The sequence below is a fragment of the Marinobacter sp. Hex_13 genome, assembly GCF_001566815.1.
GTDB classification, from domain to species: domain Bacteria; phylum Pseudomonadota; class Gammaproteobacteria; order Pseudomonadales; family Oleiphilaceae; genus Marinobacter; species Marinobacter salarius.
The window spans coordinates 42986-54442 of record NZ_LSMM01000035.1; the positions used below are offsets into that span (position 1 = coordinate 42986).

Annotated in this window: 13 protein-coding genes; 10 read left to right on the forward strand and 3 right to left on the reverse strand. The window is 58.2% G+C overall.

Going from position 1 to position 11457, the window contains the following annotated elements; translation table 11 throughout:
* The first annotated feature begins 2 nt into the window (after window positions 1-2).
* From AXW11_RS09100 to AXW11_RS09115, 4 genes are all read left to right on the forward strand, one after another.
* Window positions 3-872 carry a putative selenate ABC transporter substrate-binding protein gene (locus tag AXW11_RS09100; RefSeq protein WP_052479427.1) on the forward strand — a complete coding sequence of 290 codons (870 nt, stop codon included), beginning with the start codon at window positions 3-5 and terminating at the stop codon, window positions 870-872.
* Window positions 872-1522, forward strand: coding sequence for a phosphonate ABC transporter ATP-binding protein (locus AXW11_RS09105; RefSeq protein ID WP_036207303.1), 651 nt, complete (start codon window positions 872-874; stop codon window positions 1520-1522). The genes AXW11_RS09100 and AXW11_RS09105 overlap by 1 nt, the downstream gene beginning before the upstream one ends.
* A 25-nt stretch (window positions 1523-1547) precedes the next feature.
* Window positions 1548-3014, forward strand: a complete 1467-nt coding sequence (locus AXW11_RS09110) for a PhnE/PtxC family ABC transporter permease (RefSeq protein ID WP_085680623.1) — start codon at window positions 1548-1550, stop codon at window positions 3012-3014.
* Between the two features lie 152 nt (window positions 3015-3166).
* The gene (locus tag AXW11_RS09115) at window positions 3167-3772 is read left to right on the forward strand and encodes a hypothetical protein (protein WP_091644276.1); all 606 of its coding nucleotides are present in this window, start codon (window positions 3167-3169) and stop codon (window positions 3770-3772) included.
* Window positions 3773-3791: 19 nt separating this feature from the next.
* Here AXW11_RS09115 and AXW11_RS09120 read toward each other — a convergent pair whose 3' ends face one another.
* Window positions 3792-4109 (reverse strand): hypothetical protein, encoded by a 318-nt coding sequence (locus AXW11_RS09120; protein WP_036207325.1) that lies wholly within the window; start codon window positions 4107-4109, stop codon window positions 3792-3794.
* A gap of 70 nt (window positions 4110-4179) precedes the next feature.
* Complete coding sequence (locus AXW11_RS09125; protein WP_091644273.1) at window positions 4180-4662, reverse strand: hypothetical protein; 483 nt, start codon at window positions 4660-4662, stop codon at window positions 4180-4182.
* Window positions 4663-4784: 122 nt separating this feature from the next.
* Between AXW11_RS09125 and AXW11_RS09130 the strand changes: the two genes are divergently transcribed.
* The 3 genes from AXW11_RS09130 to AXW11_RS09140 are packed head-to-tail and all read left to right on the forward strand — an operon-like array spanning window position 4785 to window position 6967.
* Window positions 4785-5705 (forward strand): ABC transporter ATP-binding protein, encoded by a 921-nt coding sequence (locus tag AXW11_RS09130; RefSeq protein ID WP_041333389.1) that lies wholly within the window; start codon window positions 4785-4787, stop codon window positions 5703-5705.
* Between the two features lie 27 nt (window positions 5706-5732).
* On the forward strand, window positions 5733-6494 hold the full coding sequence (locus tag AXW11_RS09135; protein WP_036207335.1) for an ABC transporter permease: 762 nt from the start codon (window positions 5733-5735) through the stop codon (window positions 6492-6494).
* Window positions 6491-6967 carry a DUF192 domain-containing protein gene (locus AXW11_RS09140; RefSeq protein WP_036207337.1) on the forward strand — a complete coding sequence of 159 codons (477 nt, stop codon included), beginning with the start codon at window positions 6491-6493 and terminating at the stop codon, window positions 6965-6967. Before AXW11_RS09135 ends, AXW11_RS09140 begins: the two co-directional genes overlap by 4 nt.
* A 5-nt stretch (window positions 6968-6972) precedes the next feature.
* Here AXW11_RS09140 and AXW11_RS09145 read toward each other — a convergent pair whose 3' ends face one another.
* Entirely contained in the window at window positions 6973-7764 is a 792-nt protein-coding gene (locus AXW11_RS09145) for an enoyl-CoA hydratase (RefSeq protein WP_041333388.1), read from the reverse strand.
* Between the two features lie 41 nt (window positions 7765-7805).
* On the opposite strand from AXW11_RS09145, the gene AXW11_RS09150 reads away from it, so the two are divergent.
* The 3 genes from AXW11_RS09150 to AXW11_RS09160 all read left to right on the forward strand — a co-directional run.
* Complete coding sequence (locus tag AXW11_RS09150; RefSeq protein ID WP_041333387.1) at window positions 7806-9272, forward strand: patatin-like phospholipase family protein; 1467 nt, start codon at window positions 7806-7808, stop codon at window positions 9270-9272.
* 4 nt (window positions 9273-9276) lie between these two features.
* The gene (locus tag AXW11_RS09155) at window positions 9277-10149 is read left to right on the forward strand and encodes a DMT family transporter (protein WP_041333385.1); all 873 of its coding nucleotides are present in this window, start codon (window positions 9277-9279) and stop codon (window positions 10147-10149) included.
* Between the two features lie 129 nt (window positions 10150-10278).
* A partial coding sequence (locus AXW11_RS09160; RefSeq protein ID WP_286792118.1) for a YcaO-like family protein occupies window positions 10279-11457 on the forward strand: 1179 nt, incomplete at its 3' end.

An 11457-nucleotide genomic window follows, 5' to 3' on the forward strand; every position in this document is an offset into this window, starting at 1 on the left:
AAATGGCTTTGAAATTGATACGGAAATTCGCTGTCGCCAGCTTACTGACCTTGCTCTCTTCAGCAACCGTTTCAGCCCAGACACTCGTCTTCACCGCCATTCCCGATGAAGACGAAACCAAACTGGTGGAACGCTTCACGGGTATCGCCGATTACCTGGCAGGAGAGTTGGACGTAGATGTTCGCTATATCCCTGTCAAATCCTACGCCGCCGCGGTTTCAGCCTTCCGCAACAACCAGGTCCAGCTAGCCTGGTTCGGCGGGCTTTCCGGCGTGCAGGCCCGCGAATTGGTTCCCGGCTCTGAAGCGATTGCCCAGGGCGTGGAAGACAAAGCGTTCTACACTCATTTCATTGCCCACAAAAGTACCGGACTTGACGAGATGGAAACCCTGTCCGACGAACTCCAGGGGAAGACCTTTACCTTCGGTTCCAAGGGGTCAACCTCCGGTCGCCTGATTCCGGAGTACTATATTCGCGAATCCTTTGAGGACAGCCCCGACAACGTCTTCAGCCGTGTAGGCTTCAGTGGCAATCACACCCGCACCCTTCGTCTCGTAGAGGCGGGCACCTACGATGTTGGCGCGATCAACTTCTCAGTGTGGGACAAGGAAATGGAAAACGGCAACATTGATACCGACGCGGTGAAGGTCATCTGGACAACGCCGTCGTACCCGAACTATCAGTGGAGTGTTCGCGGCGACGTCAACGAACAGTTCGGTGAAGGTTTCCAGAAACGGCTTCAGGAAGCCCTGCTTGCGATGGACGACCCTGAATTGCTTGAAAGCTTTCCCCGTAGTGGTTTCATCCCAGTCTCCAATGACGCTTACGAGCCGATCCGGGTAGTTGGAAAGCAGATCGGAATCATCGATTAATGTCGGGATTCGATCTGTCCGGCCTGACGGCGTCTTTTGGTGGAGAGCGGGTGATTGGCCCGCTCTCCCTCAGTGTCAGGGAAGGAGAGCGCGTTGGCCTGGTAGGCCGCAGCGGCGCCGGAAAATCCACTCTGATCCGGCTTGTCTATGAGCAGGTGGAGCGTCTGGCAGCGCTGGTACCCCAGGACCTGGGACTGGTCAACGCGTTACCGGTATTCCACAACGTGTACATGGGCCGCCTCGATGCCCACGGCAACTGGTACAACATGGTTACCCTGGTTCGGCCATTCACCCGGGACAGCCGTGACGTCAAAAGCCTATTGTCGGAACTGGGGATGACCGAGAAAGCCTGGATGCCCACCGCATCGCTGTCCGGCGGACAGCGCCAGCGCGTGGCCATCGCCCGTGCCCTTTACCGGCAGTCAGGACTTTTGTTGGCGGACGAGCCTGTCTCTGCCCTGGATGGGCCGCTTGCCCACCAGGTTATGACGTTATTGAGAGAGCGCTTCAAGACCAGCGTTATCGCACTCCATGATGTCGAGCTCGCACTGGAATACTGCACCCGTATCGTGGGTATCCAGGACGGGCAGATCGCGCTGGACGAGTCGAGCGAAAAGCTCACACCGGCCGACATTGCGCCACTCTACTGACTCAACCGGCCCAGATTCCACTCCTATGCTGTCTTCGCCAACCGTCAAAACCAGCCTGATCTTTATCGCCATCGCCCTGGTAGGCCTGGTGTTTGCCGATATCGCTATCACGGCAGCCAATCCCTGGAAAGATCTTGGCCGGTTCTTCCTGGGCGTGATAACACCGGATTTTTTCAGTACCGAAGGGCTGGCAACCGCCCTGCTTCGGACGGTTGCCTTTGCCTTCGTTGGCGTCGCTCTCGGCAGTATCAGCGGCTTTCTTCTGGCGCTTGTTTATCGCTGGATGCCGGTTCGGATTCTGTGCGCGTTTGTGCGGGCGATACATGAGCTGTTCTGGGCGCTTATTTTCCTGCAATTTTTCGGCTTCCATCCGCTGACAGGCGTTCTAGCCATCGCTATCCCCTACGCCGGTATCTTCGCCAAGGTCTATTCGGAGATCCTGGAAGAAGCCGACCCGGAACCCGGTCGCCTGTTACCACCCCGTACGGGCGTTGTTTCGGCCTTCCTGTACACCAAAATACCGGATTGCTGGGTGCAGCTGCGAACCTACACCGCGTACCGGCTGGAATGCGGCTTGCGCTCCAGTGCCATCCTTGGCTTTGTTGGCTTGCCAACCCTCGGCTTCTACCTGGAATCGGCCTTTTCTCAAGGCCACTATTCCGACGCCGGCGCCATGCTGATCCTTTTCTACGTGCTGATAGCCACCATGCCGCTCTGGGTAAAGCCGAAGCTGTTGCCCGTTTATATCGTTGGCGCACCGTTTTTTCTTGGCGAAGGTCTCCCGATTGTCTGGAGTAACGTCGGCCGGTTTTTCACCCAGGACATCGTGCCGTCACCACTGCGCGGAGAAGAAGGCTGGGCCGGCATGGGCGCGTGGCTGGGGGACATGTTTGTCAATCAGGCCATGCCGGGCATCTGGAACACGGTAATCCTCACGCAGGTGGCCCTGGTTGCAACCGGGATCATTGCACTGCTGGCCTTCCCGTTGATATCGACTCACTTCGGCGGGCCTGTTCGCCGTACCTCGGGGCATGTCTTCCTGGTGATCATGCGTTCCACGCCGGAGTACATCCTGGCGTATATCCTTTTGCAGCTATGGGGCCCGTCCATGCTGCCCGCCGTTGTTGCGCTGGCATTGCATAACGGGGGCATCATCGGCCATCTGATTGGCCGGCAATCCAGCACCATCCGGTTACGCCCGGATGCGCCGATTGGTCTTAATCGGTATACCTACGAACTGGTGCCCAGGGTCTATCGTTCATTCCTGGCGTTCCTGTTCTACCGCTGGGAAATCATCATGCGGGAGACTGCGATCCTCGGCATACTGGGCATCTACACCCTGGGTTTCTACGTCGACAGCGCCATCCAGAACATCCAGTTTGATCGCGCGATGGTGCTGATCCTGATCACTGCATCCCTGAACATTGGTGTCGATATATTAGGCCGCTTTATCCGCAGGAAACTCGCCCTGCAGACCATGCCTACCTGCTAGCTGCCTACCGCGTCACAGTTCCATGGATTCCTGCCGCTTTTGGCCCGGCTTCCCTTCGTGCTCAGAATACATTTGGTTACACTTCAGATAACGGATGTAACAATCTCCACCAGAACACCGCTCATCCAGGGTTTGAGCAAGAGGGAACACCTATGATTAGCAGCTTTATTATGCTGTTCGAAGTCGGGCTGATCGCGCTGCTGCTTTTACTGGTCTTTCGCATGCTTACCCTGGCCCGGAACGATCCGTTCGTGCCGGCGTCCGTGGTGACAATGGTGGCTGGACACCAACATTCGGCCCAGCCTCCACTACCAGAGGCTCAACAGAAACGCTCCGTTGCCGCTCCGCAACCAACCCGCTCAGCTCCCTCAGACACCTGTGGATTGATCACCCAGATGCATATCCTGCTGAGTCTCCAGGACCGGGATTGCCGGGAACATGGGCTGGTTCTGGAAACCGCGCCCCATGCGGTTCGGGAATACGCCGTCGTCTGGTTGTATGGCGCTGCCTGCGCCCTGTGTGAAAAACCGCAACGGCATTCAGATGCGCTGCTTGATCTGGTCAGCAAACTGGCCAGCCGAAAAATCGGCATACGGCAACCCGAAGCCGTCCAGGCGCTATCAACGATGACCGGCAGTTCGACCTTGCTGGCCTTTTTCAGAAGTGGTGTAAGCGGTGCAGAGCACTGGAGCGGGCATCGCTATGTTCCGCAGGAACACAGCCTCTACTCAACGGTTACGTCGAACGCCTTTATTTGACGTTTACAGGAGGACCCGCTCAACCGCGGGCTTTGGGGCGGGTAGCAGACTCTTCCAGCGTCCAGTCAACGCCGAGGTTCACGGGGTCTGTGGTATCCGGGTTATCGGCCGGGCTGCCAGCCACCTCTGGCCGGGAAAAGCACCCGTCGTCCAGACGCTCCATCGACTCCACATCCACGGAACGTACTACGTAGCTTATGCCATTGCTGATGACCCTGGTGCGATGGCTGAGCCCAAAGATGAAACGGCAATAATCCAGTTTGAGCTGAAGCAGATCCTGTTCCGCTTTCTGGATCTTTCTTAGCAGAACTTTCTGTACGCTATCACCGTAATCCATATACTCTTCCCTGGGCGATGTGTGGTGGTCTGCTGATTTTACACCATCCTGACACACTGTCATCCCATCGTCAGACGCGGCCCTTGGCTACAAACGTCAGTTTTACGGGCATCACGAAGGCGTGATCCATCCCGGCCTGAAGGTCGATCCGCCAGGTCATGCTAGGGTCGGTGGTGCAGAAAGGTGCGGTAAACCGCGCTTCCCAGAGCTGGCCCTCACCATCGGGCGACATCCCCGCCTTGGTCATGGGAACCGGATACTCCCCCAGGTACATGGACTCGCCCCGCAGCACAGCCAGCATCCGGGGCTGATTCCCGTTGGTCTTTACCGTTAAATGGTATTCCGTACCCTGGGCCTGAACACCGCTTTTTTGCAACCGCGCATGCCAGCTCTTGCCCTTTTGTGCCCAGTGGCACGTAGTATTGAGGAGATCGCACTCAACCGCGCCCTGATCGACCTCGGCGACATCTTCAGACATCAACCAACGCGGGCCAAAAATGCCCAGCGCAACGACGCCAGCAATGGCAAGCACAGCAACAAGCGCTTTCAACACATCCACTCCTCCACGGTTAAGCGGGCATTATGGGGATAATCGCTAACAAGGCAAAGCTTTCTAAATCATCACCGGTCATGAGAAAATACCGCGCTTTGATTCACCACCAACAGGACAAGCCAGTGCAACCGGACATCTCCGTCAAGCACCTCAACAAAGTCTATGCGGATGGTTTCAGGGCCCTCAACGACATCAACCTCGACATCGAACGGGGAGAGATCTTCGCCCTGCTCGGCCCGAACGGCGCCGGCAAGACCACACTGATCAGCATTATCTGTGGCATTGTGAACCTCTCCGATGGCGAAGTGAACGCCGCCGGCTACGACATCGTGAAGGATTATCGCAAAGCCCGGGAGAGCATCGGCCTGGTTCCCCAGGAGCTCAACACCGACGCCTTCGAGACCGTTTGGGACGCTGTCTCCTTCAGCCGGGGCCTGTTCGGCAAGGCGCCTGCACCGGACCATATTGAGAAAGTCCTGAAAGATCTGTCGCTGTGGGACAAACGCAATAATCGCATCATGTCCCTGTCTGGCGGCATGAAGCGTCGCGTGATGATCGCCAAGGCGTTGTCCCACGAACCCCGCATCCTCTTCCTTGATGAGCCCACCGCCGGTGTAGACGTGGAGCTGCGCCGGGACATGTGGGAAATGGTGCGCAAGCTGCGGGAAAATGGCGTCACCATCATCCTCACCACCCACTACATCGAAGAAGCCGAGGAGATGGCCGACCGCATCGGCGTTATCCGCCAAGGTGAGATCATCCTGGTTGAAGACAAGTCCCGGCTGATGAGCAAACTGGGCAAGAAAGAGCTTCGCCTGCACCTGCAGAACCCGCTGGAGAAAATCCCCGGTGAACTCACGCTGGAGCCGGTAGACCTTTCCGATGATGGCTACGAGCTGATCTACACCTTCGACTCACAACAGGAGCAGGCTGGCGTAGCGCGCCTGCTGCGAACCCTGGGCGACCTGGGCATCGAATACCGGGATCTTCAGACCAGGGAAAGCTCCCTGGAAGAGATTTTTGTTGGCCTGGTGCATGAATGAAACCAACCGGTATGCGGGAGTAACGCAATGAACCTTTACGGTGTCCGAGCAATCTACAACTTTGAAATGGCCCGCATGCGCCGCACCCTGATGCAGAGTGTCGCCTCGCCGGTAATCTCCACCTCTCTGTACTTCGTGGTGTTTGGCTCCGCCATTGGCAGTCGCATGGGCGACATCGACAACATCAGCTACGGTGCCTACATCATTCCGGGCCTGGTAATGCTGTCGCTGCTAATGCAAAGCATTTCCAATGCCTCGTTTGGTATCTACATGCCGAAGTTCTCCGGAACGATTTACGAGCTCCTGTCGGCACCAGTCTCCTATCTGGAGGTCGTTCTCGGCTACGTCGGTGCCGCCGCCACCAAGTCGGTCATACTCGGCGTCATCATATTGCTTACCGCCAAACTGTTCGTGGACTACGACGTGCTGCACCCCTTCTGGATGTTCGCCTTCCTGGTGCTTACCTCCATCACCTTCAGCCTGTTCGGTTTCATCATCGGCATCTGGGCGGACGGGTTTGAAAAGCTGCAGATTGTTCCGCTGATGATCGTGACACCGCTGGTGTTTCTCGGGGGCACGTTCTACTCCATCGAAATGCTGCCGGAGATCTGGCAGACCATCAGCCTGTTCAACCCTGTGGTGTACCTGATCAGCGGCTTCCGCTGGGCGTTCTACGGCGTGTCTGACGTGCATGTGGGCATCAGTGTGGGTATGACACTGCTGTTCCTGACGGCGTGCATGGTCGCGGTGTGGTGGATCTTCAAGACCGGCTACCGGCTGCGTTCGTGAGAGCCCTGCTGGTTTGCCTGGCGCTGCTGTTCTCCGGTTGCCTGGCAGCACTCCCGGACAATGACGACCTGCCGGTGGAGAAGGCATGCCTGATCTCCGCCGGGCAGGCGGTGCCCATTACCGTTGAAGTGGCACGCACGCCGGCCGAACGCAGCCGCGGGCTGATGGACAGGGAGAGACTGGCCCCGAACGCCGGCATGCTGTTTGTCTATAACAACCAGCGCCGTGCCGACCACGGCTTCTGGATGTACCGAACGCTGATTCCACTGGATATTGCCTATCTGGACCGTGACGGCACCATCGGTGCCATTCGCCCTATGGTGCCCTGCCCATCGGACCAGGGCCGGGACTGTCCAACCTATGAGGCCGGCGTCCCGTTTTATCGGGCCCTGGAAATGAACCTGGGCTATTTCGAAAGCCAGGGGATTGGCGTGGGAGATCGGCTCTCCCTGAATGCATCAGACTGCCGTTAGCCGCCCTACTCGTCTTTCCATTCCGGTTTGCGCTTGTCCAGAAACGCACAGATGCCTTCGTGGGCATCTGCAGCCTGCAGGTTCTTTGCCATCACTTCCGACGTAAAGTCGTAGGCCTCGGCCAGCCCCATCTCCAGTTGTTGATAGAACGCCTCCTTGCCGATCTTCAGGGTATGGCCGGATTTGCCGGCAATGGTCGCGGCCAGGCGGTAGACGGTTTCGTCAAGAACCTGCTCATCCACCACCCGGTTCACCAGACCGATCTGTTCCGCCTTCAGCGCACCGACCATCTCACCGGTCAACAGCATTTCCATGGCCTGCTTGCGGGATACGTTGCGGGACAACGCCACCATGGGCGTGGAGCAGAACAGGCCGATGTTCACGCCAGGCGTGGCAAAACGCGCCGTATCAGCCGCTACCGCAAGGTCGCAACTGGCCACCAGCTGGCAACCGGCAGCGGTCGCCACGCCAGCCACACGGGCAATCACCGGTTTTGGCAGGTTCACAATCTGCTGCATCACCTTGCTGCACTGGTTAAACAGTTTCAGCTGGAACTCATGGCTGTCGAGCTGGTCGCGGATTTCCCGCAGGTCGTGCCCGGCGCAGAACACCTGCCCTGCGGCCGCAATCACCACCACCCGCGTGTCCACGTCATCCGCAACAGATTCCAGTTCGGCGGAAAGCGCTTCCAGCATGGCCATGGACAGGCTGTTTCGGCGCTCCGGCTGGTTCAGCGTCAGTGTGGTGATTCCGTTTTCGGAGTATTTCTTTACCAACACCTCGGTTTGTTCGGTCATCTTGCCCCCCTACTTCTTTTTCCTGATGTATCCTTTATCCCATGAGAGATTCAAAGAAACAACGTCGGGAACTGGAAAAGCAATTCACCCAGGCCGCTACCTACAGCGAGTGGCTCGCCATCGCCAAGCAACTGGATGAGCTGGAAGGCACCTTGGCGTGGCGGGAGGAGGATGGCTGCGAACTGCTCCACGAAGCCCTGATTCGCGACCACATTACGTCCATGAAGCGCTGTCGCGAAAAGGGCGATACCCGGGCGCTAACGCGTGTATTACAGGAGAGCCTTTACCGCCACCTGGGCGAGATCGCCAATCCTGACCTCTACGCCATCGCCTGGAGCGGTACCAAAACCCTGGTAACGGCGTTCCTGGATGAAGTGGAACGCTCCATGAACTTCATCTGTGACAACCCCATGCCCGGCGTATCCGATGAACAGAAGCTGCGCCTGTTTAGAGATGCCGAGCGTGTCTACGGCCGCCCCGCTCTCATGCTCAGCGGTGGTGCCGCCTTCGGTATCTATCACATTGGCGTCACCCGCGCGCTTTGGCAGGAAGGCCTGCTTCCGGACGTGATTGCGGGTTCCAGCATGGGCGCAATTGTGGCCGGCGCCATCTGCACCCGCAACAACCGCGAACTCCAGCGCTTTTTCAACGACCCCGGCGAGATCCATCTGGACGCCTTTCGCTGGCTTGAACCCAAGCGTATCTGGCGAAAGCGCCATGCCATGGACCAATCCCAGCTGCTTCACCACATTCGCACCAACATCGGTGGCACCAGTTTCCGCGAAGCCGCCGAACGCAGCGGGCGCACCTTGAACATCTCGGTATCGCCAACCCGCACTCGCCAGAAGCCCCGCTTGCTGAACAATCTGGCCTCGCCCGAAGTGCTGGTGGATTCCGCCATCCTGGCATCCTGTGCGGTACCCGGTATCTATCCGCCGGTAACACTGCAATCACGGGACAGCGACCGTGGCAAAGACGGCGCCAAACCCTACATGCCGACGGAACGTTGGATCGACGGCAGCGTGCATGGTGACTTGCCGCTGATGCGCATGGCCCGGCTGCACAACGTTAATCGCACCATCGTCAGCCAGGCAAACCCCCACGTATTGCCCTTCATCAGTCATCACCACCAGCGCGGGCCCGGTGCCTCGGCCAAGCAGGCCGCCGCCTCGCTGATGCATGCCCAGGTAGCCACCACGCTGAAGCTCACCCGCAACAGCTGGTCATCAACGATACTGCGGCCCCTGCTGGAACAGGCCCATGCCATGGCCACGCAGACCTACCTGGGGGACATCAACATCCAGTTCCCGTTCAAACCGCTGCTGTATCGCAAGATTCTCTCCAATCCCAACAAGGAAGACCTGGACATGTTCATACGGCTTGGAGAGCAGGCCACCTGGCCGCGAATGGCCATGATTGGAGACCAGACACGCATCAGCCGTACCTTCAGCGACTGCATATCACGGCTTGAGAAAGCCTGTGCCGCCAACGACAACGCAGCGGAGTAGCGGCTTGCAGACGACACGACTCAAAGGCCTGACCATTGCCGCACTGGGTGTGCTGTTTATCGTGCCGGATGCCCTGCTGGTGAAGATCACCTCGGTGGACCCGGTAGTCTTCCTGTTCTGGCGCGGCCTGCTGCTGGCGTTCAGCTTCCTGGTGATCAGCTCGCTGCGCTACCGCGCCCGCCTGGGGTCTGAAATTCGTCGATGCGGCTGGAAAGGCGTCTTCTGCGCCGTCGCCTTCGGCTTAAGCCAACTGGGCTTCGTGATGGGTATGAAGAACACCGCCGCCGGTAACGTACTGGTGATTCTCAATACCTCACCGGTGATCGCGGCCCTGATTGCCTGGCTGGTCTGGAAAGAAGCCCTGCCCTGGCGAACCTGGGGGGTCATCCTCGTATGCGTGGCAGGCGCCACCCTGATGGCAATTGGAGAATGGGGCCGTGGTGATCCGTTGGGGCTGATCATGGCGGGTGTTGCGGCAACGGCTCTTGCCCTGAACCTGAATGTGGCGCGTTCAAAGCCAGACAGCGACATGAGCGTGGTACTGATGTTCGGCTCACTGGCCGTTGCCGGAACAGCCGCCTTGGCGGGCGGTGCTGTGATGCTCTCACCTCAGGATGCCTTCTTTATAGCCCTGCTCTGCCTGTTTTTCCTGCCGGTGGCCTGCGTGCTCATCCAGATTGGCCCACGCTACATCCCAGCGGCGGAAGTAAGCCTGATGCTGCTTCTGGAAACCATTCTCGGGTCCTTCCTGGTATGGCTGTTCCTGGGCGAAGTGCCCACCACTCTGAGCCTGATCGGCGGCGCGATTGTTTTCTCCGCACTCGTGATTCATGGCTGGATCGAAGTAAAACGCTATCGGCAAACCCGGGCGGCCTGACGCATCCGTTGATGTACGGACAATCCCGCCCGATTTGTAAGCCACCCAAGACGCAGGGCGCCAAAAACTGGATAATGGCCCTCCGGCTTTTGAAAGCCCGCTCAATTCTGCAAACCCGGTACGCTGTTCATGGAAATCAAAGTTAATTTTCTCGAAAACCTCAGGCTTGAAGCCAAGTTTGACGATTTCACCGTGGTCACGGACCAGCCCATCCGCTACAAAGGCGACGGCTCGGCCCCTAGCCCCTTCGACTATTTCCTGGCCTCGTCGGCACTCTGTGCGGCGTACTTTGTGCGGGTTTATTGCAAAGCGCGGGACATCCCCACGGAAAACATCCGCCTGTCGCAGAACAACATTGTCGACCCGGAGAACCGCTACAACCAGATTTTCAGAATTGAGGTGGAACTGCCGGAAAACATTTCCGACAAGGACCGCCAGGGCATCCTGCGTTCGATTGACCGCTGCACCGTGAAAAAAGTGGTCCAGACCGGCCCCGAGTTCCAGATCGAAACCGTCGAAAACCTCGACGAAGACGCCCAGGCCCTGCTGATGGCGCCAAACAGCGACACCAGCACCTACATCGAAGGCAAGGACCTGCCGCTGGAACAGACCATCGCCAACATGAGCGGCATACTGGCCGACCTGGGCATGAAGATCGAAATCGCCTCCTGGCGCAACATCGTGCCCCACGTATGGTCGCTGCACATCCGCGATTCCGCGTCCCCCATGTGCTTTACCAACGGCAAGGGCGCCACCAAGGAAAGCGCTCTGTGCTCGGCCCTGGGTGAGTTCATCGAACGCCTGAGCTGCAACTTCTTCTACAACGACCAGTTCTTCGGCGAAGACATCGCCAACAGCGAGTTCGTGCACTACCCCAACGAGAAATGGTTCAAGCCGGGACCGGACGATGAGCTGCCCGACGGCATCCTCGACGACCACTGCCTGGCCATCTACAACCCCGAAGGTGAGCTGTGCGGGTCCAACCTGATCGACACCAATTCCGGCAAAACCGACCGGGGCATCGTGTCGCTACCGTTCGTGCGCCAGTCCGACGGTGAAACGGTGTATTTCCCCTCCAACCTGATCGAGAACCTGTTCCTCAGCAACGGCATGAGCGCGGGCAACACCCTCCCAGAAGCTCAGGTACAGTGCCTGTCTGAAATCTTCGAGCGCGCGGTCAAGAAGCAGATCATCGAAGAGGAAATGGCGCTGCCGGACGTGCCGCAGAGTGTGCTGGATAAATACCCGCACATTGTTGAGGGCATCAATGCTCTGGAAGCACAGGGCTTCCCGATCCTGGTGAAAGAT

What these genes read in the sequence shown, in the direction of transcription:
- AXW11_RS09120 (WP_036207325.1), bottom strand. Translation starts at nt 4,109, where the DNA reads ATGGATTACGGTGATAGCGTACAGAAAGTTCTGCTAAGAAAGATCCAG.
- AXW11_RS09100 (WP_052479427.1), top strand. Translation starts at nt 3, where the DNA reads ATGGCTTTGAAATTGATACGGAAATTCGCTGTCGCCAGCTTACTGACC.
- AXW11_RS09135 (WP_036207335.1), top strand. Translation starts at nt 5,733, where the DNA reads ATGAACCTTTACGGTGTCCGAGCAATCTACAACTTTGAAATGGCCCGC.
- AXW11_RS09145 (WP_041333388.1), bottom strand. Translation starts at nt 7,764, where the DNA reads ATGACCGAACAAACCGAGGTGTTGGTAAAGAAATACTCCGAAAACGGA.
- AXW11_RS09150 (WP_041333387.1), top strand. Translation starts at nt 7,806, where the DNA reads ATGAGAGATTCAAAGAAACAACGTCGGGAACTGGAAAAGCAATTCACC.
- AXW11_RS09105 (WP_036207303.1), top strand. Translation starts at nt 872, where the DNA reads ATGTCGGGATTCGATCTGTCCGGCCTGACGGCGTCTTTTGGTGGAGAG.
- AXW11_RS09110 (WP_085680623.1), top strand. Translation starts at nt 1,548, where the DNA reads ATGCTGTCTTCGCCAACCGTCAAAACCAGCCTGATCTTTATCGCCATC.
- AXW11_RS09115 (WP_091644276.1), top strand. Translation starts at nt 3,167, where the DNA reads ATGATTAGCAGCTTTATTATGCTGTTCGAAGTCGGGCTGATCGCGCTG.